This window comes from Streptococcus ictaluri 707-05 (assembly GCF_000188015.2).
GTDB lineage: Bacteria > Bacillota > Bacilli > Lactobacillales > Streptococcaceae > Streptococcus > Streptococcus ictaluri.
This window is the reverse complement of record NZ_AEUX02000003.1, coordinates 63,150-87,646: the sequence shown is the minus strand read 5'-3', so window position 1 is coordinate 87,646 and position 24,497 is coordinate 63,150. Positions and strand designations below refer to the sequence as shown.

Sequence of the window (24,497 nt, the reverse complement as noted above, 5' to 3'; positions counted from 1 at the left end):
CTATATTTATTTCTTATTCAGCATTTTTTTACTTAATAAAGTTATTTTTGGGACTTTTTGTCATTTTTTTCTCTTCCCGCGTTGTAAAATGAAGTGCAACAAAAAAGACATGTTCGTCTGATATACTAGAATTCCCCAATTCAGTATGGAAAGCAGATGAACATGTCCAACATTAATTCTACCAGAAAATCATCCTATTCTCATCTTTCAGCCACAGAACGGAGTGAAATTGCTGCTTATCTTAAAATGGGAAAGAAACCCGCTGAGATTGCTCGACTCTTGGGTCGTCACCGTTCTACAATCTGCCGAGAAATAAAACGTGGTTCAGTAGAACAGGTAAAGGATAAGAATGGAAAACAAACCTTCTTCAACGCCTATTTCGCTGATAGTGGGCAACGTGTCTATGAAACCAATCGTCAAAAGAGTTCTTATCTCAAGTTGAATGACTGCTCCGCTAGGTTCATTGAACAATTAGAATCTGCCTTGACGGCTAACATTCGTCTCCATAGTGTGGATAGTTTTGTTCAGACTTACAAAGTGAACCATCCTGAAGAAGTCGTCCCCTCTACCAAAACGATTTATCGTTATATCAAAGAGGGGGTATTAGCTATTAACCAATCGATTTGCCTAAGATGGTTAGTATCAGAAAACGTTCTAAGAAAGTCATGAAGACGAATAAGAAGACTTTAGGTAAATCTATCGAAGAACGTCCAGAATATATTAATGATCGTTCTGAATTTGGGCGATTGGGAGATTGATTTGGTTCTCGGCAAGAAAACCAAAGGTGAAGCTGTTATGTTGACTTTGGTAGAGCGCCAGACACGCTATGCACTAGGAGTCAAGCTAGAAGACAAGCAGTCCCAAACCATTAACCGTGCTGTCACGCATCTCATCAGTCAGTATCCTATTGCATCCATCACAGCGGATAATGGTTCTGAGTTTAGTTTACTCTCAAACTTAGAAGCTGTTGAAGTTTACTTTGCACATCCCTATTCTTCACATGAGAGAGGAAAAAACGAGAACTTCAATGGCCTCCTCAGAGAATATGTCCCTAAAGGAGTCTCACTTAATCCACTAACCTCTGAAGAACTTGACAATTATATTACTGCCATCAATGAGCGCCCAAGACGACTTCTTCAATATCAATCCTCAAAATTCCTGTTTGAGCTATCCCGAACAGCTTAACATCTGGAACTCTAGTTATCTATGAACTGGTTGCACTTGACTTGACAACTTGCGTTTTTTTCTCTTTTTAGAAGTCCAGCAAAGAACATCCATTCCACCTAACTCTTTTATATTTTTATAGCCTTTTTTGAAAATTTTCAACTGATTCTGTTGGAATTGAACCATTTTCCTTCTTGCTAGCTTAATCAAAGAAAAGCTAATCGATTTGAAAACTTACTTAGCTATTTCCGAGCTCGTGAAAAAAGAGCCACTCCTCTGGATTTTGCTTCGCTTCCTTGTTTTCGAGCTCACGAAAAAATAGCCCACTGGGTCCGAAGACTCGCTTTCGTATTTCAAGGCTCGTGAAAAAAAGACCCACTGGGTCTTTTTTTAATCTTCAATTTCAATACCATTATCCAAGTCAAGGACTAAGTCATCTGATTCGACTGCTTCTGTTTTTTCTACAATGTCATCTTCAGTTTCTTCAAGTAAACCAAATTTAACACGCACTTTATGATCAATTTCATCAAATAATTCTGGATGATCAGCTAGATAACGCTTAGCATTTTCTGAACCCTGACCAATTTTTTCACCATTGTAAGAGAACCAGGCTCCCGCTTTTTGAATGATGTCCAAATCTGAAGCAATTTTAACTAATTCTCCGGTACGTGAAATTCCTTCACCATACATGATTTCAACTTCAGCTACTTTAAATGGTGGTGCAATTTTGTTTTTAACAACTTTAATTTTTGTTTCTTTACCGATACTGCTATCTTTTTGATCACCAGTACCTTTAATTTGTGTATTACCACGAACATCTAAACGAACAGAGGCATAGAATTTCAAGGCACGTCCACCAGGAGTTGTTTCTGGATTACCAAACATAACACCAACTTTTTCACGTAATTGGTTAATGAAAATAGCAATTGTTTTAGTTTTATTGATTGATGCTGACAATTTACGCATTGCCTGACTCATCATACGTGCTTGCAAACCAACGTGACTATCACCGATGTCTCCATCAATTTCTGCACGAGGAACTAGAGCTGCTACTGAATCGACAACAACTAAGTCAACGGCACCTGAGTCAATTAATTTACCAGCAATTTCAAGACCTTGTTCACCAGAATCGGGTTGAGACAAGAGCAATTCATCAATGTTAACACCTAGAGATGCTGCATAAGCAGGATCTAAGGCATGCTCCGCATCAATAAAGGCTGCAATGCCACCTTCTTTTTGTGCTTGAGCAACAGCATGAAGAGCAACAGTTGTTTTCCCAGATGACTCTGGCCCGTAGATTTCAATAATACGGCCTTTAGGGTAGCCACCAGCTCCTAGTGCAATATCTAAGGCAAGGCTACCTGAACTCATAACTTGAACCTTTTGTTCAGCACGTTCACCTAGACGCATTACTGCACCTTTACCAAAATCTTTTTCAATATTTTTTAAGGCATCATCAAGTGCCTTACGACGTTCATCACCAAATTTTTTAGTAATTTCTTCATTTTTTTTAACTTTTTTTGCCAATATTTTCTCCTCTTTTTAGGGTCATATTTCAGCCAAATCTTCCTTAATCCCCTAAGTAACACTACCACAATTATAACAAATTTTACATTTTTAATAAAGCTTTACGGACCAGATTAAAGGCATGTAAAGTGGCTATGTGACGGACATCTGAGCGACTTCTACCACTAATCATTACTTTAACTGATTCTACCTTATTTTCACTAGCAAGGCCAATGAAAACTGTTCCTGGTTGGTGACCTTCTAAAGAATCTGGCCCCGCTACTCCTGTAAGCCCTACTCCCAAATCAGCCCCTGTCAATTGACGTGATTTCTCCGCCATTTGCTCTGCAGTAAAAGCGCTAACCACTCCATTTTTTTCTAAATCCGATAAGGGAATACCTAACATTTTTGATTTTTCTTCCATACTATAGGTGACAAAGCCACCTGCAAAGACTTGTGAAACTCCTGAAAAATCACCCAAAGTTGCTTGGAATAAACCCGCTGTAAGACTTTCTGCTGCCGTCACTGATTTTCCTTTTTCTCGCAGCAACTTTACTGTCTCTGATGCCAAAGAATTGTCTTCACCGTAACCATAGAAAAAGTGACTCAACTCTTCTTGTTGCAGTGTTTTAGTGGCTAACAACTTTTACTCCAAGTCATCAAGTTTTGTCTTAGCTAGCTCTTGATCGTCAGACTTAGTTGACAATCGCAAAGTAACTTCTCCAATTTTAGCATAAGGGGCAATGGTTGGATCTGTCTGTTGAGTAATTAAGTCAGCTAAGACTGTTACCAATTGACTCTCTCCGATGCCAAAGAAGCGTAAAACCCTTGAGTAAAGTTTACTCCTATGGTCAGTTAAAAGAGGAAGTAACTCCTCCTTAACCATGGGTTTCAACTCACTTGGTGGCCCAGGTAAGAGGACATAAGTTACCTCTTTGTTACTGATAACACCTCCTACTGCAAGTCCTGTTTTATTTTGCAAAGGAATAGAGCCTTCAATCAGTTGAGCCTGACGCTCATTATTGGAAGTTCTATCGACTTGGGGACGATTGGAAAAGAAATCATCTAATTTTTGACTTGCTCTTTGATCAAAGACCAGCTGTTTATTTAGATAGCGGGCTAAAGTTTGCTTGGTCAAATCATCTTCGGTTGGTCCAAGACCACCACACAAAATCACTAAGTCACTTCGTTGACTCGCGATTGCAATCGTTGACAGTAGCCTATCTTGATTATCCCCAACAGCTATTTGAAAATAAACATCAATCCCAATTTCTGCCATTTTCTCTGATAAAAATTGAGCATTGGTATTTACAATTTGCCCTGTTAGTATTTCAGTTCCTACCGCAATCAGTTCAGCTCTCATTTCCTCACCTACCTATCTATTCGTAATCTGTTTACATTCTAACAAAAAAATCTCCGATTCACGAAGATTTTATGATCCTAGCTTATCATAAAGCTTTTAATGCTTAAGTAACTTTAAGGAAACTAGCGATAAAAAATGACAGATAAGAGCTACGGTAAGCAAATAGCTAAACATTAAACTAAGCCTTATCACTTCAGGAGCCATCATTTCTGATAATTTTAATATTATCGGTAAAATAGTAGTTAGGATCAGTAGCAGACGTAAAAAAATAGTCCATTTTAAAGACATAAGACGTCTTAGTTTGATCAAGAAAACTTGACTCACAAGAACATATTGTAACAGACCGAATCCTAAAGAAAGCCAAAGCATATTAGTCCTCGTCAAGGCAGTTATCACCATACCAACTAATAAAACACAGAGATAGGCATAAGCGACACTGGCCAACTCTCTTTCATTAGCTTTCTTACCTACAAGCTTAGACCGCTTGCGATTAACATAGTTTCCTTTTTTTCGACCACTTACTTTGTCTATTATTAAGAAAAGAACGAGTAACAACAAAATGCTATCAGTCAGCCACCCAGTCAGAAGGAAAAGCCAAATTAAAAGCACTACATAAGCCAAACCAACTGATAACCAATCTCTCACCTTTACTCTCTTACCAAAAAAGAGACGTTCTAAAACAAATAAAGTTTCCAATATGGCTAATACAGCCAAGCCTAGCTGTACCAAAAACAAGGCGTCTTTGTTGATCAAGTGATACCCTAAAAAAGTCAGCAGTAGTAGTCGTAACCAATCATTTCTCCAGAATGTCATTGATACCTCTCTAGCTCATTAATGAGACCCCTTTAAAATAAGATCAATACCTAAAAGAACAATCTTCCTCGTGATCATTAATCATGCCAGATGCTTGCATAAAAGAGTAAATCGTTGTAGGTCCTAGAAATTTAAACCCTCTTTTTTTCAGGTCTCTAGCCAAAACCACGGACAGAGCAGACTGTGCAGGAACTGGATTATCTTTGTTGACAAGATTATCAAGGGGTTGACCTTCCACAAACTCCCAAAGATAACTTGACAAAGTGCCGAACTCTTTTTGAATTTCCTGAACAGCTCTTGCGTTATTAACGGTTGCTTCTAGCTTTAAGCGATGACGAATAATGGCAGGATTTTTCAAAGCTGCTATCATTTCTTCTTGTGTAAAAGCTGAAACAGCTTCAATATCATCTGAAACAGCTTCAATATCATAGTGATGAAAAACTTGTCGAAAAGCTTGTCGCTTTTTCAACACAGTTAACCAAGATAAACCCGACTGGTAGCTTTCTAAACACAAGAGTTCAAATAAAGCTTGATCTTCATAAATCGGTTTTCCCCATTCCTTATCATGATAGTCACAATAAAGGCCATTATCAGAAGGGACCCAAGAACAACGTTTCATGTGAAACACCTAACCCTTCATGAGCATCTTAAGAGCTGATTTAATATATTGCTCTGAGGTTTCGTTAGTTCCTTCAAAGAAAGCTCGAATTTTTTTCAACTCACTGGCCTTATAGCCTAGCGCTAACAAAGCTTCAATAGCTTCATCTAAAGACGCGTTACCATTAGCTTTAGATTTGGCCTGACGTCCAGTGTTATCTTTTGGTGCTTCCACAAATTTTCCTGCTAAATCAAGCACCATTTGTTGGGCTGTTTTTTTTCCTATTTTAGGAAATTTCATCAAATATTTGATATCACTATTGTCAATAGCACTGACCAAGCCTTCGTTATCATCAACAGCTACAATAGCAAGAGCTGTCGTTGGACCAATACCTGAAACAGAAATCAACTTTAAAAACACGTCTTTTTCTGCTTCACTATGAAATCCAAATAACAAGTGAGCATCTTCTCGAATAACTTGATGCAGGTAAACTATTAGCTCTTGCTTGACACTATCTGTAAAGCTATAAGGATTGGCAACATGAATCATATACCCAATCCCGTTTGCCTCAATAACAATGTATTTAGCCGTTATTTTAGTCAGTTGACCTTTAATATAATCGTACATCTTAACCTTTTTCTTTCTGTTTGTCCTAAGTGAACTGACGTCTTCTTTTACAAGCTAAATCTATCTATTAATACTTTCCTAAATCTCTCAGACTAGTATGATTTTCTTGAATACGACGAAACATTTTTTCCATATCTGCCTTACTAAAATTAATCAGTACAGGACGCCCATGAGGGCAATTGTAAGGATTTTTGCACTGGGCTAATTGAAGCAACAAGTGTCTTGCGGAATAATCATCCAAACTATGATTTGCCTTAATCGAACCTTTACAACTCATCATAATAGCTAGCTCTGCTCGGTAAGTTTTGACAGAAACTTGATTGGTTAGTAAAAGCATGTCACACATTTCATAAATACCAGATTCGATTTCATCTTCTTTCATCCAAATCGGATGTTCTCTCAGTATAAAGGTATTTTGCCCATAAGCTTCTAAAAAAATACCAACCTCATTTAGTAGTGACATTTTTTCTTGTAGATTAATGAAGTCAGAGCCAGAGAATTCAAAGAGATAGGGAACTAATAGTTGCTGTAAACTAGTGTCAACTTCTTCAATCTTATCACGGTAGTACTCGTATTTGACCCGTTCTTGGGCGGCATGTTGGTCAATGATATAAAGTCCTTCTTGACCTTGAGCAAACAAATATGTCCCGTGCATCTGTCCAAAATACTCCAATTCTGGAAAGACCTTCGCCTCTTCTTTCTCCAAACGCTGAATCATCTGAGTCATTTTTTGCTTATTTTTAAAATCAATTCCTGAATGTTCTGTTTCAGCTTGCTCATGATTGGGACGACTAGCATGTTTGACACTAGGTTGACTATATTGCTCTAAAGTTTCTTCTACCTCGACCTTGTCAATCTCTTTGACAGGTCTGTCAAGATAGCTAGAAGAGTCGTTTAGGAAGGGTTCCTCTGACATAGCTGTCTCTTTGACAAAAAAATCATTTTTTTGAGCGTCATAATAAAGTTGACTACTTTGAAGAGGCAGTTTTATTTGCTCAGCCTTATCCTTGCCACGCACACTACTTTTGGCTAAATTATCCAAAGCATCTGGAATCAAATCTTGCGCACGCAAACTTTCTGAAATAGCTGTTTTGATGATTGTCATCAGTTCACGCTCTTTGGAAATACGGACTTCTTGCTTGGTAGGATGCACGTTCACGTCAGCAAGGTAAGGATCAATTTGGATATCAATAACCACAATTGGAAAACGCCCAACCATTAATTTTGAACCATATCCATCTAGAATTGCTCTATTTAATAGAAAATTCTTGATGTAACGACCATTAATTAAAATCGTCATATAATTACGATTGGCTCTGGTCAATTCGGGTAAACTAACGTAACCACTCACCTCAAAATCTAAATCAGCATTGGAGATTTCAATCATTTTTCGAGCCGTATTTAAGCCATAAATTCCTGAAATAGCCTGTCTTAAATCCCCTTTACCTGAAGTTTGTGTCAAGGTTTTACCATCACTAATCAAAGTAAAAGCTACTTCTGGATGAGCTAGACTGAGGCGATTAATCACATCGACAATATGAGCTAGCTCAGCCTGTAAACTTTTCATATACTTAAGGCGCGCTGGCGTATTATAAAAAAGGTTTTCGACCTTTATTTTTGTGCCAATAGGCGTTGAGACAGGCTCCAAAGTCTCAATTTGACCCCCTTTTGCTACCAATAAAGAGCCGTGTACTTCATTCTTAGTAGCCGTTTTGATGCTTATTTGACTAATAGAGGCTATAGAAGGCAGAGCCTCTCCACGAAAGCCAAGTGTTCTGATACGAAAAAGATCACTTTGTGTTTTAATTTTACTAGTCGCATGGCGTCGCAAACTCAAAGGAAGGTCTTCTTGAGACATGCCTTCACCATTATCTGTTATTTGAATCAATTTTAAGCCAGATTCTTCAATTTCAACAGTGATTTGACTGCTGTTTGCATCTATGGCATTCTCAACTAATTCTTTTACAACACTGGCCGGTCTTTCGACTACTTCACCTGCTGCAATCTGGTTAGCTAAAACCTCTGGTAATTCAATAATGTTTGTCATAATGACTGCTTATCTCTTTCTAAAAGGTGACTGATCTGCACCTTGCCAAATGGTATCTGTCCTTTTTAATAGTGGTTTAACTGACTAGTGAATACTTTTTTGAGCAGCATCTGTCTAGCTTTTATTGCTTAGTGGCCTCAGGGGTTTTCCATTTCTCATAAATTGCTTTAACTATACTGATTGTTAAAGCAATTGGTAAAATCCAAGACCATTGTGTCAAGGTAATAGTTACTTTATTCTCTCCCAATGCAAACTGAATACTGATAAAACAAGCCAATAAGGTACAAAAGAGCTGAAATGTGGTATCAAAAATAAAGGCAATTACTTTTTTAAAAGCTTTCATGACGTTTTCCTACTTCTTTCTATTATAGGTAAGGTTAAAAACAATAAATCTTAAAATAAAATACGCAATAGCAAGGAAACTAATAAGAAATGCTAAGCCATTAATCACTTGCAATAAATGATACAGAGGAGGGATAAACCGCCGTGTAAGCTGTAAGACAGCAAAATAAAATGGGAGAAATAACCAAGAAAAACGCGACCAAGACAGTTTCATAAAAACCTCTCTTATCATCTGCTAATTATCAGAAAAACTATTACTAGCTTTTGACAACATGCTTGTAACTCATCATTAGATGATTCAATCCTTTTAAAAGTGAAACTGCAATTCACCTTATCGCAATTGTCATCACCTACATAAATTCTAAACGAATCATTTTTATTATACCATTTCTGCTTCCTTTTTAGGACTTTTGTCCAGTCTACTAAGAGCAAAATCATCCTTTTTGAAAAATAAAAGGTCCTACAATAAAAGAGATTAGTTAATTAACATACTATTATTTATTGATCTAGACAACGATGATAAAGTCTCAGAAAATAAAAGAAAGACTTGACGCGAACGACAGGCCTTTCCTTTATTTGTAGAATATCCGTTTTTATTGTTATAAACGTTTTTTCAAGTCATATAGAGTTGTCATTGCTTGCATTGGCGTCAAATTCATAATATCCAGCGCTTCTAATTCTTGAATAATAGCTGTAACTTTATCCTCTGTATCAAACAACGATAATTGTGCTTTACTGTTAGTAGCAGAAGAGTCATCCTTATCTGTATGTGATGTCATAGCTAAAGGTTGTTTGGATTCAAGTTCCTGTAATACGGTATCAGCACGTTTCAACAAAGAGTTAGGCAAGCCAGCTATTTTAGCCACATGAATACCGTATGACTTGTCAGCAGGTCCTTGAGCTATTTTATGTAAAAATGTGACATCACCATCTTTTTCCAAGATAGCTACATGCACATTGACAAGGCTTGTCAATATAGTTGACAGCCCTGTCAATTCATGATAATGCGTTGCAAACATGGTCTTTGCTCCTACCTGATCATGAATGTGCTCAATAATGGATTGTGCCAGTGCCATACCATCATAGGTAGCTGTTCCTCTTCCCAACTCGTCAAACAAAATTAAAGAATCTTGAGAGGCCCTCTTAATAGCATGATTAGCTTCCATCATTTCAACCATAAAGGTTGATTGACCAGAAATTAAATCATCTGCTGCCCCTATACGAGTAAAGATAGCATCAAACAAGGGAAGGTCAACTGACTGAGCTGCCACAAAAGAACCCATTTGTGCCATAATGACGGTTAAGGCTAATTGTCTCATATAGGTGGATTTACCACTCATATTTGGTCCTGTTATTAACTGGATAGAGGTTTGACCGTCAAAAATAATATCATTAGAAATATATTCTTGAGCTCCCATTACTTTCTCCACCACCGCATGACGACCTTCTTGAATGTTTATCTGATGCTTTTGATTAAACTGCGGGCGGATGTAGTGGTTTTTTTCAGCTACAAATGAAAGACTTTGTAAGACATCGATAGTTGCAAGAGCTTTGGCAAGAGCTTGTAAGCGATCAATATAAGTTTCCACTTTTGCTCGAATACGCATAAAAATATCGTATTCCAGACTGGAAGATTCTTCTCTAGCTTCCAACATTTGACCTTCTATTTTAGCAAGTTCAGTTGTTCCATAGCGTTCTGAATTTTTTAAAGTGGCTTTTCTAAAGAAATAATCAGGAACCATGCTTAAATTAGAGTTGGTGACATGAAAATAGTAGCCATCTTTTTTATTATAATCAATTTTAAGATTATTAATACCACTATTTTGTCTCTCTTTAGCCTCAATATCAGCAATCCAACCAGTACCTTCACGCATGACTTTTCGGTAATGATCTAATCGCTCATCAAAGCCTGTCCTTATAATATTTCCTTCGTTAATAGTGGCTGGCGCATCCGGGTCAATAGCACTTCTAATTAATTGCTCTAATTCAGGAATTGTGTCAACCTGATTGACAAGTTTGTCAAGATAAGGACTGTTAAAACTTTCTAAAATAGCTTTGATCAGTGGTACTTGTCCTAAGGTATGCCCTAATTGCAACAAGTCCTTTGGATTTGCTTTTCCAAAAGAAACCCTACTTGAAAGTCGTTCAATATCATAGACACCCTTTAGACTGTCACTTAAATCGGTTCGTTCGATAAAGGCATCTAAAAATACTTGAATGATATTTTGCCGCTCAAGAATCGCTTCTTTATTGACCAGAGGACGATCAATCCAGGTTTTTAACAAGCGCATTCCCATAGCCGTTTTGGTTTCATCCAACAACCAATACAAACTCCCATGTTTCTTACCAGTCCTTGCATTTTCCACCAAATCTAAGCTGGACTTAGTAGCATAAGACATTTGCAAATAATCTTTTATCTCATAGTGGACCAACTCTTGTAAATGACTGAGCTCACGCATTTGCGTCGTATGAACATAATTCAGGAGTTTAGCTGCAACAGAGCGTTCAATTGGACTAAAGTCAGCTTTTATCAATCGCTCATCTTCGTAGAGAGTGTCTTCAAAAGAAAGCAGAAGGTTCATTTGCTTTACTAATACTGTCTGTTCTTCATCTGAAAGTTCAAAACCAAGTAAGACTTCACGCGCTTTAAGGTTTTGAATCTCACTTTTAACACTCAAAAAATCAGCTAAATCGGTAACACGAAACTCTCCTGTAGACAAATCCATATAAGATAAACCGTAATGAGTCCCGTCAAAATCAACTGCTACTAAAAAATTATTAGCATTATCAGGCCTTGTTGAATCAACTGCTGTACCGGGGGTAATAACTTGAACCACTTCACGCTTTACCACTCCAACAGATTGTTTAGGATCCTCCATTTGCTCTGCAATGGCTACCTTATAGCCCAAGTCAATCAGAACATCAATATATTGTTGAGCGGAGTGATGAGGCACTCCTGCCATGGGAATTGGATTCTCAGCGTTTTTATTGCGGCTCGTCAATCCTATTTCTAAAATCTGAGCTGCCTTAACAGCATCTTCATAAAATAACTCGTAAAAGTCTCCCATCCTAAAAAGCAAAAAAGCATCTGGATAATCTTTTTTAATGTCCAGATACTGTTGCATTCCAGGAGAAATGTTAGCTTTTGCCATTATTTAACTCCTTATTTAACTTATCTTCTATAGTTCCGGTGATGTATTGAATCAGATCACTAGCATCTTGCATTTTGCAACGATAGGCTTCAATGATTGGCTGACAGTCAAGTTCTTGTTTAAGAGCATTTGCCTCTTGATTAGCGGAAGCTGCAGCTTTTTCTTTATCTATCTTTTGAAAAAGGTAAAAATCTTGTTGCTGACGTTTCATATCATAAGACTTCTTCTCATAATCTGTCATATCCATCAACTCTTGTCGTGCTTCTTGATAGCTTTTTACACTTGGATGAGTCGCAATGCCTATCTTTAACTGGTCGAGCGCTACTCGGTAATCTGTCATATGCCTGCCGCTAAATCTTTTTCAAAACGTTTTGCGATTTCTTCGTATCGGCAAATGACTAGCAAAGTATCGGCACCTGCAATGGTCCCCAAAATATCTTCGATACTGTCATTGTCGATTAAGTTTGCTAGCACATCTGCCTCCCCCAAATTTGTATGCAGAACTAACATAAAACCCGCACGATCAACCTTCAGCACATAAAATCTCACGTCTGGACTAAAAGGTGTTGCGACGGGTTCAGAAAGGCTATAATAGAGTTTCCCTTCTTCATTTCGCAACTTTAAAAGCCCGATTTCACGCAAATCACGAGATAGGGTAGCCTGAGTCACCTCAATGCCTTCTTTTTGTAAGTATTTTTTGATTTCTTCTTGCGTCCCGATGTGTTCTGCCTGAATAATCTGCTTAATCTGATTTTGTCTCTCCATTTTATTCATGATATATCACCCCAATTGTATAATTATCCTCTTAGATTATACCAAAAAAAATGTATTTTTTCATGCTTCTGATGGGATTTTAATAAGATTTATCCCTCTTTGATACCTATTTTGATGTTTAATAAGAGCCAATGTAAGCCATTTGATTGATTAATTCTTTTTTCAGAAAATATAAGATAAAATATTTGAAATAAGATTTAATTTTTCAGTATAATTTCTCAATTCTCATCTCGTTTATTTTGCAGAAATGTGTTAGAATAAGATGACAAACTATTTTTAGGAGAAACAATATGGATACTAAAACTCTAATTGCAAGTGAGATTGCTAAAGTAGTTCCTGAACTCGAACAAGAAGCCATCTTCAACTTGCTTGAAACACCAAAAAATTCAGATATGGGAGACTTAGCTTTTCCAGCATTTAGCCTTTCCAAGATTCTTCGCAAAGCACCTCAAATGATTGCTAGCGAATTAGCAGAAAAGATTGAAGCTAGCCAATTTGAAAAAGTGGTAGCTGTAGGCCCTTACCTTAATTTCTTCCTAAATAAAGCAGCTATTTCAGAACAAGTCTTAAAACAAGTTATTACAGATGGTTCTGATTACGCGCAACAAAACGAAGGACAAAATCGTCATGTTGCCATTGACATGTCAAGTCCAAATATTGCTAAACCATTCTCTATTGGCCATTTACGTTCAACCGTTATCGGAGATAGCCTTGCAAATGTCTTTGCTAAAATGGGCTATGAGCCAGTTAAAATCAATCACTTAGGAGACTGGGGCAAACAATTTGGGATGTTGATTGTTGCCTATAAAAAATGGGGGGACGAAGAAGCCGTTAAAGCACACCCTATCGATGAACTTCTAAAACTTTATGTACGTATCAATGCAGAAGCTGAAACAGATCCTACCGTTGATGAAGAAGCCCGTGAGTGGTTCCGTAAATTGGAAGACGGCGACCAAGAAGCGACTAGCTTATGGCAATGGTTCCGTGATGAAAGCTTGCTTGAATTTAACCGTCTCTATGATCAAATGAAAGTGACTTTTGATAGCTACAACGGAGAAGCTTTCTATAACGATAAAATGGACGAAGTCCTAGAACTACTTGAAGCAAAAGGTCTCTTAGTCGAGTCCAAAGGAGCCCAAGTGGTGAATTTGGAAAAATATGGTATCGAGCATCCTGCTCTAATCAAAAAATCTGATGGTGCTACACTTTACATCACCCGTGACCTTGCTGCTGCCCTTTACCGTAAATGTACTTATGATTTTGCTAAATCAATCTACGTTGTTGGTAACGAACAAGCTGCCCACTTCAAACAACTAAAAGCTGTTCTTAAAGAAATGGGTTATGACTGGTCAGATGACATGACTCACGTGGCTTTTGGATTAGTCACAAAAGGTGGTGCTAAGCTATCTACCCGTAAAGGTAATGTTATTTTACTAGAGCCAACTGTAGCTGAAGCTATTAACCGTGCAGCTTCTCAAATTGAAGCGAAAAACCCTAACCTTCCTAACAAAGAAGATGTGGCACACGCGGTTGGTGTCGGAGCTATCAAGTTCTACGACTTAAAGACTGACCGAATGAACGGTTATGACTTTGATCTTGAAGCTATGGTATCCTTTGAAGGGGAAACTGGACCTTATGTTCAATACGCACACGCGCGTATCCAATCCATCTTGCGTAAAGCTCAGTTTGAACCATCTACACAAGCTCAGTATAGCCTTAATGATGCTGAGAGCTGGGAGATTATTAAACTAATCCAAGATTTCCCACGTATTATCAAACGAACAGCTGATCATTTTGAGCCATCTATTATCGCAAAATATGCTATTAATTTGGCACAAAGCTTCAATAAATACTATGCCCATACTCGTATTCTTGAAGAAAATAATGAACGTGATAGCCGACTAGCACTTTGCTATGCAACAGCTACTGTTCTAAAAGAAGCCCTTCGCTTACTTGGTGTTGAAGCTCCAAATGAAATGTAACCAAAAACCTTCCTCAAAATTGAGGAAGGTTTTTTAGGTAAGCTTTTGCATCCTACATTGGTCAATTTCATAATGTACTGAAGCCACTTTTTGACAAAAAACTTCATCATGTGAAACCAGTAAAAGAGCTCCTAGGTATTCTTTTAAATAAACTTCTAAAGCTTCAATCGCAACTAAATCAAGGTAATTGGTAGGCTCATCTAAAATTAACAGATGATGTGGTCTCAACAGCATGAGAACTAGTGATACTCGAATGCGTTCACCTCCTGATAGACATGTTATTTTTTGTTTAGCTTTATGGTAGTCAATACCCATCATAGCTAAGCTATTAAAAATAATATGTTGACTTTGATTGCTTTGCTTCTGAATGATATCAAACGCACTTAAGTCCAGGTCTAGATTAAGTTGATCTTGTCTGAAATAACTAATCTCAAGTCCTTGAGCATAATATCCTGGCAATTTGTGATCAACTAGGGCTTCTAAAAAACTACTTTTTCCAGCTTTATTGCGCCCTTTTATCACTACTTTATCATGACCTCTATTGATGAAATCCGGGTAATCAAACAGGTATTCTTCTTTTCGAAAAAGCTGTCCTTCTGTTAGTCTTATTAAAGTATTTGGTGTAGCTTGCTTATCTGAAGAATCTTTTAATTTTGCCCATTGCTTTTTGGGAATATCCTTAACTTCTGGTAAGTTAGCTAATCGTTTCTCCATCACTTTACTTGTTTTGGCAACCGCTTTTGCTTGAGAATCATAACTACCAGCAAATGCATTAACTTTCCAATCAGAAGATGAGACGTTTTTCTTTTTGCGTCGAGACATCTTCTTAGCTTTCTCCTTTTTCATCAAAATGGCATGTTCTAACTGAGCGACTTTTTGACGATAGGACTTCAATTCTCGTAACCGACGGGCTTCTTCTCTAGCCCTGAGCTCTTGAAAATCATGGTAATTTCCTGGATAGACCTTTATGGTTTTGTCTTCGATTAGCCAGATTTTTTGACTAACATCATTAATTAACTTCCTGTCATGACTAATCACTACTGCGGTTCCTTTAAAAGCTAAAAGTTGAGAGATCAACCACTGTTGATTGTTGCTATCTAAATGGGAGCTAGGTTCATCTAATAATAAAAGAGTAGGTTTTTTCTGAAAGGCCTTTTTTAGATAAGCCATCATTTGCTCACCACCTGATTGTTGACTAGCTTCTTTTATCTGAGGAACATAAACAAAATCACTGTTTAGAACAAGCCTTCCCTCATAATCGTCTATTTGTCCAATAAGGGATTTAAAGAAACTGGTTTTCCCGACCCCATTCTCTCCAAGGAGAACGATTTTTTCACCTAAATGCAAACTCAAATCTTTAATAGCTAATAAATCTCTATCTTCTATTCTTAACTGATAATCAGAAATACGTAATATCTCCATCATGATTCCTTTCTATAATATAGAAAGGTTTGAAAAAGAGCACACAAAAAAAGCTTTGATTTCAAACCTCAAAGTAGACACTAACTCCTTGTGTTAAAGGAAATTAGTTAGCAACAATGAGTTATTTGTTAATCATAGCTGTTTTTCAACCTCTGCAATCATTTGATTGTCTTCATTTTAGCATCCTTGGCTTTTTCTGTAAAGCCTTCTCAATAGGTTTGTCAAAATTTTTTCGTCTAATTTTAAAATCAGAACTAATGACTTCATCAACATCAATAATAGAGATAAAGGCATCAGGATCAAGTTCCGCTAGAATACGTTTGACCTCTCTTACCTCACTGGGGTTAAGTGTGACATACATGATATTGTATTCATTGCCAGAATAGGCTCCTTGACCCTTCAGATAAGTAACCCCACGATTGATTTCTGTCAAAATCGCTTGTGCCGCTGCTTCTGATTGTTTAGTGATAATAATCATGCCACGAATCGTATAGCCACCATTTTGGACAACGCTAATCATTTGACTGAATACAAAACTAGCTACCAGGGTATAAAGCATGTGTTTTAAATCCACATAAGTCAAGGAAGCTAATAAAACCAAGGTATCAACCAGTAGCAAGGTTTGCCCAAGCTTAGCTCCAAATTTTTCTTCAGCAATACGACCAATAATATCCGTGCCACCTGTGGTAGCCCCGTAACGAAAGACAATACCACTACCAATACCTGAAAAAAGACCCGCAACTACAGCCACTAACATCATATCATGTTCAAGGCCTAAAGCTATTGGCATCTTTTGCCAGATCCAAATAAAACTTGACATTAAAACTGTACCATAAATGGTCAAAGCTAAAGAACGTCTCCCAAAAATTCTAGCTCCCAAGATAAACAAAGGGAGATTAAACAGGAGGGATGAATAGGCCGGATTAATACCGAAGTGCGCGTGCAAAATTAAGGTAATTCCTGCAACGCCACCCTCAGCCAATTTATTGGCCATATTAAAATTAACAAATCCAAATGTATAGATAGCAACACCTATAGCAATTAAAAAAAGTTCTTTCACCCGAGACATTCTTTCATGACTTGCCATTCACATACCTCCATATTTCTTTTTATTCTTTTTTATTTATCACGTAGAGACTTCATAACTGATTTCTAGCTTTTTGCTTTGTTCTTCTTTATCATTTTTCTTTTAGAAGCAATAAATTCGGGACTATTAACTTCATCCACATCAAAATAAGAGACAAAGGCCTTTGGATCTACTTGAACAATAAAAGCTTTGACTTCTCGAATATCTGTACGACTTAAAGCTACATAGATAACCTTTTTTTCTCGTCCTGAATAAGCTCCCTCACCATGCAAATAAGTAACGCCTCGACCCAGTTCTTCCATAATAAAAGTCGAAATAGCCTCCGCATGATCAGAAATAATGAAAATACCTCTAGCAGAATACCCACCATTTTGGACCAGGTGAGCAATGCGTCCATACATGAAACTAGCAATCAAAGCATACATCATTTGAGGCAGAGAAATATAGGTCAAGGAAATAAGCATGACAAAAATATCGGCTTCTCCGATAGTACCCCCATTTCGAAAGACCAAACCACCACCAAGTCCACCGATGATACCTGCCATCAGAGAAACAACCAAACTATCATGATCTAAGTCAACAACAAGTGGAATTTGCTGAAAAATCCAGACAAATAAATATAAGGATAAAATGCCAGTGACAGTATAAATCATAGATCTCTTACCAAACATTTTTGCTCCCAAAACAACCAACGGAAGATTAATGAGATAGCCACTGATAGAAGGGTTAATATCAAACAGAGCTTTAGCTACTAACGTTAGACCTGCCAAGCCATTGGCTGCAATCTGATTGGCCATATAAAAATAGACAAAGGCAAAGGCATAAGTAGCCGCTCCAAGAATTATGAAAGCAAAATTTTTCAGTTTTAGGCTTTGATCAACTGGCATTCCAACTCCTTTATTAAATGTCTTCTTCAACAAAGCGACCTATAATACGAACGTTTTCTGCCACAGACACAAAAGCATTGGGGTCTGTTTTTAGCATCAACCATTTAAACTCAGGGTATTCTTCTCTGGTTAAAATGGTAATCAAAACAGCTTTTTGCTCGTGTTTATAGGTCCCTTCTGCTTCATTGATACTGGTGACCCCTCGATGTAACTTTTTATGAATCATCTGAATAACTTTGTCTGGGCAACTGGTCACAATGGTTGCTTGCATTTTCTTTTGTTTAGTAAAAATAGCATCGGTAACACGACTGGACACAAAAATAGTTACCATTGAATAAAGGGCATACTGCCAACCAAAAAGCAGCCCTGCAAAAATCATAATAACACCATTCACCATTAATGATAAACTACCGACATCTTTTCCAGTTCGTTTTCTAAGGGTTAAGCTAATAATATCTGTTCCCCCACTTGAAATACGTGATTTAAGACCCGTGCCAATTCCCATCCCCATAACCAGTCCCCCAAAAATAGCATTAATAAGGGGATCAGTCGTTAAGGTCACCTGAGGCATAATCTGGATAAAAAACGAGCTCATCGTAACTGTTATAAAGGTAACAATCGTAAACTTATGTCCAATTTTATACCATGCCAAAACCAATAGAGGAATATTAATAACATAAAAAGCTAAGGCAACTGGTATATCAATCGCAAAAAAGCGGTGGCTAACTGCTGTAATAACCTGAGCAAATCCTGTCGCGCCACTAGAGTAGACATGACCTGGTTGAAAGAAAAAATTAACAGCTATACTGGATAGAATGCCATAAAGCAGAGAAGCGGAAATCTTCTCTGCATATTTTTCTTTGGAAATACTTCTTAGGGCATGAAGTAAGCCGATTTTCTTGGCCCCTCTACTAATCACGTATTTTACTTTTTTCTTGTAGGTTGTTTTTTTAATCATGACTTTCTATCTGAAGACTAAGTTCTTCTAATTGTTTTGATGACACCAAACTTGGTGCTTGAGTCATTGGATCTGAAGCCTTGTTATTTTTTGGAAAAGCAATGACTTCACGAATATTATCTTTATCAGCTAACAGCATGACAAAACGGTCAAGTCCAATAGCTAATCCACCATGAGGAGGGAACCCAAAGTCCATAGCCTCTAACAAGAAACCAAACTGTTCATTAGCTTCTTCTGCTGTAAAGCCAAGGGCTTTGAACATACGCTCTTGCATATCTTTTTGGTTAATACGAAGGCCTCCACCGCCAAGTTCGTATCCATTCAAAACAATGTCATAAGCCACCGCACGAACTTGAGCTAATTGACCTTCTAGCTCATGAGCTGATTCTTGAGTTGGTAGTGTGAATGGATGATGCGCAGACATATAGCGGCCTTCTTCTTCAGACCATTCAAACATTGGCCAATCAACAACCCAAAGGAAATTAAACTTAGAAGGGTCAATCATGTCAAGTTCTTTAGCAATACGATTTCGAAGAGCCCCCAAGGTATTGTTGGCAACTTCAAGCTCATCTGCCACAAATAAGACCAAGTCATTTTCTTCTAATTGTAAAGCTTCTGTCAAGTTAGACTCGATTGTTGTCAAGAATTTGGCAACTGGTCCAGCTAAGTTACCTTCTGCCACCTTAGTCCATGCAAGTCCCTTCGCTCCAAATTGTTTAGCAAATTCTGTTAGTTTATCAATATCTTTACGAGAATAACGGTCTGCATTTCCCTTAACCACAATAGCTTTAACTGCCTTAGCTTCTGAGAAGACCTTGAAGTCAACTTCCTTGACAAGTTCTGTCAAGTCTTGTAAAAGCATGTCAAAGCGAGTATCTGGTTTATCTGAACCATAGGCGTTCATGGCATGATCATACGCCATGCGCGGAAATGGCAAGGTTACTTCAATCCCTTTTGTTTCCTTCATAACTTTAGCAATCATTCCTTCAACGATATCTTGGATTTCTTTCTCAGATAAAAAGGACGTTTCTAAGTCAACTTGTGTAAACTCAGGTTGACGGTCTCCACGCAAGTCCTCATCACGGAAACATTTAACAATCTGATAGTAACGATCAAAGCCAGCGTTCATCAATAATTGTTTTGTGATTTGTGGACTTTGCGGTAAGGCGTAAAAGTGCCCTTGACTGACACGACTTGGAACTAAATAATCACGCGCTCCTTCAGGTGTTGATTTTGATAACATAGGAGTTTCAACATCTATAAAGCCAAGCTCATCAAGGTAATTACGGATAGCATGAGTTACCTTGGCACGTAATTTAAAATTCGCTAACATCTCTGGGCGACGAAGATCCAAATAACGATAGCGTAAACGTGTCTCATCACTGACTTCCACTCCATCCTTAATTTCAAATGGCGTTGTTTTAGCTGTATTGAGAATCGTTAAAGCTGTTACCTTTAATTCAACTGCACCTGTCGCTAGTTTGTCATTGGCTTGTTGACGCGCTTCAACAGTCCCTTCAACTTCAATGACATACTCGCTTCTTAAACTTTCAGCAGTTGCCATTAATTGACTTGAAACCTCTTCAGGATTAATGACCAATTGCATGATGCCTTCACGATCTCGTAAATCAATAAAAATAAGTCCGCCCAAATCTCTGCGGCGACCTACCCATCCTTTTAAAGTTATAGTGTTTCCAATATGTTCTTCACGAACACATCCTGCATACATGCTACGTTTCATATCATATCTCCGTTACTTTTTATATTCTTTACTATTATAGCAAAAAGGCACTAAAAACCCCACCCATTGAAAGGAGTTTTTAGGAAATAGTAGAACTGATTTCAGAAAAGATAAAGCTCTTGAACAAAAGATAAGAAAAAAACGTGAATCATCACGTTTTTTAACTTAATTTGGTTAAAATGGCTTCAAAATTGGTCATTATCTCTTCAAAAGAAACCTTAAGTTCTTGTCGGGTTTGATTATTTTTAATTGTTACCTGACCTTCTTCAACTTCTGTCTCACCAAGCGTTAAAACGACCTTTGCTTTAAATAAATCAGCCGATTTAAATTGGGTTTTAATTTTTCTGTCTAGGTAATCGCGTTCTGCTGTAAAACCTTGTCTTCGAACAGCTTGTACGAGTTGTAATGCTTTTTGATTAGCTCCTTGTCCAAGTACAGCGATATAGGCATCCATCTCAGACTCAACTGGTAATGCAATACCTTGCTTGTCTAAAATCATTAAGAGTCTTTCCAAGCCTAAACCAAAGCCAAAGGCTGGGGTTTCAGGTCCATCAAAGTAAGACACAAGACCATCATAACGACCGCCAGCACATACGGTTAATTCTGAGCCGTCTATTTCTGTAATCACCTCAAAAATGGTGTGATTATAGTAATCTAAACCACGTACCATGTTAGTATTAATCACATAAGGGATTCCTAGATCCTCAAGCATTTCCTTAACGGCTTCAAAATGCGCCTGACTCTCTTCATAAAGATATTCTAATATAGAAGGAGCGTTTTTAACTGCCTCTTTATCCACAGCTTCTTTTGAATCCAAAACACGTAATGGATTTTCATCTAAACGGCGTTGGCTATCTTTTGATAAGCCATCACGTAAAGGTGTTAAGTATTCAATAAGCGCCTGACGATAAGCAAGACGGCTAGCAGGACCGCCCAAGCTATTTAAATGTAGCTGAAGATTGTTAAGTCCCAAATTTTCAAACAAATCATAAGCCATAGCAATGGTTTCGACATCTGTTGCTGGGTTCCCAGATCCAAAGCACTCTACGCCGGCCTGATGAAACTCACGCAGTCTACCAGCCTGTGGGCGTTCATAACGAAACATTGATTCTAAATAGTAAAGTTTTACTGGTTTTTGCACCTCAGGAGCAAATAATTTATTTTCGACATAAGAGCGTACAACAGGAGCTGTTCCTTCCGGACGCAAGGTGATGTGTCGGCCACCTTTATCATGAAAATCGTACATTTCTTTTGAAACAATATCCGTTGTATCCCCTACTGAACGGCTAATGACTTCATAATGTTCAAACATTGGTGTTCGAATTTCACCATAATGATATTTTTTAAACGTATCGCGTGCAACTTGCTCCACATATTGCCATTTGGCAGCTTCAGCAGGAAGGATATCCTGTGTTCCTTTAGGTTTTTGTAATTTCATAACATTTCATACAAGCATATTTCAGAAATGCCTAACATAAAAAGGATAGGGGTAAAAACTCCATTTGCTATTCTTTCTATGATAAAAGCTCACTCTCATCAGCCAACTAGGTCACTTCAACAGCTTAAACCTTTCCTTCAATTTTCATTACTAATATTTTACCACAAATTCACCAAGGCAACACTGGCAATAGGTGAAAATTAAGCATCCGTATCACCTCAAAAGAAAAATCAAAAAAATTGTCAAGTAACTTTACTTTACATAAAAGATGTGTTACTATATTAAAGTTGGCGAGAGCCATAACATAAAAATCAAAGAATCAGGGTTGAAAATCTACTATCACTATTAGTGATAACCAAAATGTTTAGTCATTGAAGATTTTCGCAAGACTCTAACTATTTTAATCGGAGGATAGAAAAAATGGCAGTTCCTGCACGTCACACGTCTAAAGCTAAAAAGAACAAACGTCGTACACATTACAAATTGACAGCTCCATCTGTACAATTCGACGAAACTACTGGAGATTACTCACGTTCTCACCGTGTATCACTTAAAGGATACTACAAAGGACGTAAAATCGCTAAAGCTAACGAAGCTAAATAATAGAAGGGAGATACCATGCGCGTAAATATTACACTTGAACACAAAGAATCTGGTGAACGCTTGTACCTTACTTCAAAAAACAAACGTAACACTCCAGACCGACTTCAATTGAAAAAATACTCACCAAAATTACGTAAACACGTAACTTTTACAGAAGTTAAATAATTGAGATATAAAAAGCCTATGAAATGAACGTTTCAAAGGCTTTTTTCGTGCTTAAAAAAACAAATGAAAAAACAAAATAGAGAGTAAGGTTATTAACACTGTCAATCCTGTGTACGCAATAACAATCCATGCTTTTTGATAAGGGTATTTTGCTTTTTCTTTAATCTTATCAATCTGATCTAAGCTCTCACCCTTTGCTATAGCTTCAAGTTCTCGGTAAGTCTGAACATCATATGTCTTTTTAAATCGCTCAATTCTTAAGGCGCTACGCATGATTATCAACCATAAGATAGCAATCGGACCATATCCCCACCAACCTAACCAAGACATTATGGGATAAATACTGATAGCAATTAGGAGTGTCCCAAATAACATAATATGCGTATCCCTATCACATTGTTTAATCTCCTCATCCTTAATACTTAAAGTCATTTTTTGGATATCTTCTGCTATTAGTTGCTCTAAAGGAACCTGTAAGGACTTACTTAACATCAAAAGATTTTGCAGGTCTGGATAGGTTTTACCGTTTTCCCAGTTTGAGATAGTCTGCCTGGAAACATAAATCATTTCAGCAAGCTCTTCTTGTGACATCTGTAATTTTTTTCGATAATAAGGTAACTGGTTTTTAAAGCCCATAATAAATCTCCTTTTTAATAGCTACTATAATCCTTCTTCAATAAGTTTACTATCAAAAGTCTTTGACATAAGCTTTTTTTCGTTTATCTTTTTGATAATTGTCGTAAGGTTTACAGTTTTTGTAAATTTTCTTTATAACTTTGACAACCAAACTTGACTTGATCACAAAGACACGGTATTTCATGGTATTTAAGAAAAACATCTTCAAAATGGAATGTCCTATTAGGAACAATTATTTTAGTAGGGATAAGCAGCTTTGTGTCAGCAATTCTTTAAATTTATGATACAATAAAATCATTCTTTTCAGGAGGCAACAATGGTTTCATTTATTTCAAGAGTTTTTAAGGGCATGATTATTGCACTAGGTTTTATTTTACCTGGTGTATCCGGTGGTGTTCTCGCAGCCATTTTAGGAATCTATGAGCGAATGATTTCCTTCTTAGCTCATATGAGGGATAACTTTATTGAAAATGTCTTATTTTTCTTACCAGTAGGAATTGGTGGTATTTTAGGTATTGCTCTCTTTTCTTTCCCCGTTGAGTTTTTACTTAAGCACTATCAAGTTATCGTCTTATGGGGATTTGCTGGTGCTATTGTCGGCACTATTCCTAGTCTGATTAAGGAGTCAACCAAGCAGTCTCAAAGAGACAAAGCTGACTGGCTATGGCTAGTCCTTACCTTTGTTATTTCGGGACTAGGTCTATACTTCTTAAATGATTTAATCGGTACCTTACCAGCTAACTTTTTAACCTTTGTTTTAGCAGGTGCCTTAATTGCTTTAGGAATACTTGTCCCTGGACTAAGCCCGTCAAATCTCTTACTTATCTTAGGACTCTATGGTCCTATGTTAATAGGGTTCAAATCTTTGGATTTATTAGGGACTTTCTTACCTATTGCTATCGGAGGAGTCCTAGCAATCTTGGCTTTTTCTAAAAGTATGGATTATGCTTTACAGCACCATCATTCAAAAGTCTACCACTTTATCATTGGTATTGTATTATCCAGCACGCTATTAATTCTTATCCCAAATAGTAGTAGTCCGGAGTCTATTTCCTACAGTCATGCAGGTATCTTAACCTGGCTTATGGCCCTTGTGTTATTTGCTCTTGGTATTTGGCTCGGACTTTGGATGAGTCAATTAGAAGAAAAATACAAATAACCTTTACAGGTCGTTGACAAAAAGTTGACGCCA

At 37.4% G+C, this 24,497-nt stretch carries 20 protein-coding genes and 2 pseudogenes; 5 read left to right on the top strand and 17 right to left on the bottom strand.

Going from position 1 to position 24,497, the window contains the following annotated elements; genetic code table 11:
• Positions 1–162 precede the first annotated feature (162 nt).
• A pseudogene (locus tag STRIC_RS11705) lies at positions 163–1,185 on the top strand (IS30 family transposase).
• A gap of 369 nt (positions 1,186–1,554) precedes the next feature.
• Here the strand turns inward: STRIC_RS11705 and recA are convergent.
• From recA to argR, 10 genes and pseudogenes are all read right to left on the bottom strand, one after another.
• Positions 1,555–2,691 carry a recombinase RecA gene (recA, locus tag STRIC_RS02415; RefSeq protein ID WP_008087574.1) on the bottom strand — a complete coding sequence of 379 codons (1,137 nt, stop codon included), beginning with the start codon at positions 2,689–2,691 and terminating at the stop codon, positions 1,555–1,557.
• A gap of 82 nt (positions 2,692–2,773) precedes the next feature.
• Positions 2,774–4,033 (bottom strand): annotated as a pseudogene (locus tag STRIC_RS02410) (competence/damage-inducible protein A).
• Between the two features lie 96 nt (positions 4,034–4,129).
• Positions 4,130–4,846 carry a hypothetical protein gene (locus STRIC_RS02405; protein WP_008087727.1) on the bottom strand — a complete coding sequence of 239 codons (717 nt, stop codon included), beginning with the start codon at positions 4,844–4,846 and terminating at the stop codon, positions 4,130–4,132.
• A 43-nt stretch (positions 4,847–4,889) separates the two neighbouring features.
• Positions 4,890–5,465 carry a DNA-3-methyladenine glycosylase I gene (locus STRIC_RS02400; protein WP_008087798.1) on the bottom strand — a complete coding sequence of 192 codons (576 nt, stop codon included), beginning with the start codon at positions 5,463–5,465 and terminating at the stop codon, positions 4,890–4,892.
• 9 nt (positions 5,466–5,474) lie between these two features.
• On the bottom strand, positions 5,475–6,071 hold the full coding sequence (gene ruvA, locus STRIC_RS02395) for a Holliday junction branch migration protein RuvA (protein ID WP_008087747.1): 597 nt from the start codon (positions 6,069–6,071) through the stop codon (positions 5,475–5,477).
• A gap of 67 nt (positions 6,072–6,138) precedes the next feature.
• The gene (gene mutL, locus STRIC_RS02390; RefSeq protein ID WP_008087802.1) at positions 6,139–8,118 is read right to left on the bottom strand and encodes a DNA mismatch repair endonuclease MutL; all 1,980 of its coding nucleotides are present in this window, start codon (positions 8,116–8,118) and stop codon (positions 6,139–6,141) included.
• 121 nt (positions 8,119–8,239) lie between these two features.
• On the bottom strand, positions 8,240–8,461 hold the full coding sequence (locus tag STRIC_RS02385; protein WP_008087610.1) for a hypothetical protein: 222 nt from the start codon (positions 8,459–8,461) through the stop codon (positions 8,240–8,242).
• A 598-nt stretch (positions 8,462–9,059) separates the two neighbouring features.
• Positions 9,060–11,612, bottom strand: a complete 2,553-nt coding sequence (gene mutS, locus STRIC_RS02380) for a DNA mismatch repair protein MutS (protein ID WP_008087700.1) — start codon at positions 11,610–11,612, stop codon at positions 9,060–9,062.
• Positions 11,599–11,952: a YlbF family regulator gene (locus STRIC_RS02375; protein ID WP_008087579.1), complete on the bottom strand. Its 354-nt coding sequence runs from the start codon at positions 11,950–11,952 to the stop codon at positions 11,599–11,601. Before STRIC_RS02375 ends, mutS begins: the two co-directional genes overlap by 14 nt.
• Positions 11,949–12,386 (bottom strand): arginine repressor, encoded by a 438-nt coding sequence (gene argR, locus STRIC_RS02370; RefSeq protein ID WP_008087744.1) that lies wholly within the window; start codon positions 12,384–12,386, stop codon positions 11,949–11,951. The genes STRIC_RS02375 and argR overlap by 4 nt, the downstream gene beginning before the upstream one ends.
• Before the next feature lie 290 nt (positions 12,387–12,676).
• Between argR and argS the strand changes: the two genes are divergently transcribed.
• Positions 12,677–14,368, top strand: a complete 1,692-nt coding sequence (gene argS, locus STRIC_RS02365) for an arginine--tRNA ligase (RefSeq protein WP_008087773.1) — start codon at positions 12,677–12,679, stop codon at positions 14,366–14,368.
• A 33-nt stretch (positions 14,369–14,401) separates the two neighbouring features.
• On the opposite strand, the gene STRIC_RS02360 is transcribed toward argS, so the two are convergent.
• From STRIC_RS02360 to hisS, 6 genes are all read right to left on the bottom strand, one after another.
• Positions 14,402–15,793, bottom strand: a complete 1,392-nt coding sequence (locus STRIC_RS02360) for an ATP-binding cassette domain-containing protein (protein ID WP_234944183.1) — start codon at positions 15,791–15,793, stop codon at positions 14,402–14,404.
• A 169-nt stretch (positions 15,794–15,962) separates the two neighbouring features.
• Positions 15,963–16,877, bottom strand: coding sequence for a YitT family protein (locus STRIC_RS02355; RefSeq protein WP_008087745.1), 915 nt, complete (start codon positions 16,875–16,877; stop codon positions 15,963–15,965).
• 65 nt (positions 16,878–16,942) lie between these two features.
• A complete protein-coding gene (locus STRIC_RS02350) occupies positions 16,943–17,764 on the bottom strand; it encodes a YitT family protein (protein WP_008087562.1) in 822 nt (273 codons plus the stop codon).
• Positions 17,765–17,777: 13 nt separating this feature from the next.
• Complete coding sequence (locus STRIC_RS02345; RefSeq protein WP_008087616.1) at positions 17,778–18,722, bottom strand: YitT family protein; 945 nt, start codon at positions 18,720–18,722, stop codon at positions 17,778–17,780.
• Positions 18,715–20,463 carry an aspartate--tRNA ligase gene (gene aspS / locus STRIC_RS02340; RefSeq protein ID WP_008087677.1) on the bottom strand — a complete coding sequence of 583 codons (1,749 nt, stop codon included), beginning with the start codon at positions 20,461–20,463 and terminating at the stop codon, positions 18,715–18,717. The genes STRIC_RS02345 and aspS overlap by 8 nt, the downstream gene beginning before the upstream one ends.
• Positions 20,464–20,623: 160 nt before the next feature.
• A complete protein-coding gene (gene hisS, locus STRIC_RS02335) occupies positions 20,624–21,901 on the bottom strand; it encodes a histidine--tRNA ligase (protein ID WP_008087734.1) in 1,278 nt (425 codons plus the stop codon).
• Between the two features lie 420 nt (positions 21,902–22,321).
• Here hisS and rpmF point away from each other — a divergent pair, with 420 nt between their 5' ends.
• On the top strand, positions 22,322–22,504 hold the full coding sequence (gene rpmF / locus STRIC_RS02330; RefSeq protein WP_000290414.1) for a 50S ribosomal protein L32: 183 nt from the start codon (positions 22,322–22,324) through the stop codon (positions 22,502–22,504).
• A gap of 15 nt (positions 22,505–22,519) precedes the next feature.
• Complete coding sequence (gene rpmG / locus STRIC_RS02325) at positions 22,520–22,669, top strand: 50S ribosomal protein L33 (protein ID WP_002982147.1); 150 nt, start codon at positions 22,520–22,522, stop codon at positions 22,667–22,669.
• Between the two features lie 51 nt (positions 22,670–22,720).
• Here the strand turns inward: rpmG and STRIC_RS02320 are convergent, their stop codons facing one another.
• A complete protein-coding gene (locus STRIC_RS02320; RefSeq protein WP_008087557.1) occupies positions 22,721–23,305 on the bottom strand; it encodes a helix-turn-helix transcriptional regulator in 585 nt (194 codons plus the stop codon).
• 316 nt (positions 23,306–23,621) lie between these two features.
• Here STRIC_RS02320 and STRIC_RS02310 point away from each other — a divergent pair, with 316 nt between their 5' ends.
• The gene (locus STRIC_RS02310) at positions 23,622–24,464 is read left to right on the top strand and encodes a DUF368 domain-containing protein (RefSeq protein ID WP_008087546.1); all 843 of its coding nucleotides are present in this window, start codon (positions 23,622–23,624) and stop codon (positions 24,462–24,464) included.
• Positions 24,465–24,497: the final 33 nt, after the last annotated feature.

Bases quoted from the DNA above. Each gene is read 5' to 3' on its own strand.
- STRIC_RS02405 (WP_008087727.1), bottom strand. From the start codon at position 4,846: ATGACATTCTGGAGAAATGATTGGTTACGACTACTACTGCTGACTTTT.
- STRIC_RS02400 (WP_008087798.1), bottom strand. From the start codon at position 5,465: ATGAAACGTTGTTCTTGGGTCCCTTCTGATAATGGCCTTTATTGTGAC.
- ruvA (WP_008087747.1), bottom strand. From the start codon at position 6,071: ATGTACGATTATATTAAAGGTCAACTGACTAAAATAACGGCTAAATAC.
- mutL (WP_008087802.1), bottom strand. From the start codon at position 8,118: ATGACAAACATTATTGAATTACCAGAGGTTTTAGCTAACCAGATTGCA.
- STRIC_RS02385 (WP_008087610.1), bottom strand. From the start codon at position 8,461: ATGAAAGCTTTTAAAAAAGTAATTGCCTTTATTTTTGATACCACATTT.
- mutS (WP_008087700.1), bottom strand. From the start codon at position 11,612: ATGGCAAAAGCTAACATTTCTCCTGGAATGCAACAGTATCTGGACATT.
- STRIC_RS02375 (WP_008087579.1), bottom strand. From the start codon at position 11,952: ATGACAGATTACCGAGTAGCGCTCGACCAGTTAAAGATAGGCATTGCG.
- argR (WP_008087744.1), bottom strand. From the start codon at position 12,386: ATGAATAAAATGGAGAGACAAAATCAGATTAAGCAGATTATTCAGGCA.
- argS (WP_008087773.1), top strand. From the start codon at position 12,677: ATGGATACTAAAACTCTAATTGCAAGTGAGATTGCTAAAGTAGTTCCT.
- STRIC_RS02360 (WP_234944183.1), bottom strand. From the start codon at position 15,793: ATGATGGAGATATTACGTATTTCTGATTATCAGTTAAGAATAGAAGAT.
- STRIC_RS02355 (WP_008087745.1), bottom strand. From the start codon at position 16,877: ATGGCAAGTCATGAAAGAATGTCTCGGGTGAAAGAACTTTTTTTAATT.
- STRIC_RS02350 (WP_008087562.1), bottom strand. From the start codon at position 17,764: ATGCCAGTTGATCAAAGCCTAAAACTGAAAAATTTTGCTTTCATAATT.
- STRIC_RS02345 (WP_008087616.1), bottom strand. From the start codon at position 18,722: ATGATTAAAAAAACAACCTACAAGAAAAAAGTAAAATACGTGATTAGT.
- aspS (WP_008087677.1), bottom strand. From the start codon at position 20,463: ATGAAACGTAGCATGTATGCAGGATGTGTTCGTGAAGAACATATTGGA.
- hisS (WP_008087734.1), bottom strand. From the start codon at position 21,901: ATGAAATTACAAAAACCTAAAGGAACACAGGATATCCTTCCTGCTGAA.
- rpmF (WP_000290414.1), top strand. From the start codon at position 22,322: ATGGCAGTTCCTGCACGTCACACGTCTAAAGCTAAAAAGAACAAACGT.
- rpmG (WP_002982147.1), top strand. From the start codon at position 22,520: ATGCGCGTAAATATTACACTTGAACACAAAGAATCTGGTGAACGCTTG.
- STRIC_RS02320 (WP_008087557.1), bottom strand. From the start codon at position 23,305: ATGGGCTTTAAAAACCAGTTACCTTATTATCGAAAAAAATTACAGATG.
- STRIC_RS02310 (WP_008087546.1), top strand. From the start codon at position 23,622: ATGGTTTCATTTATTTCAAGAGTTTTTAAGGGCATGATTATTGCACTA.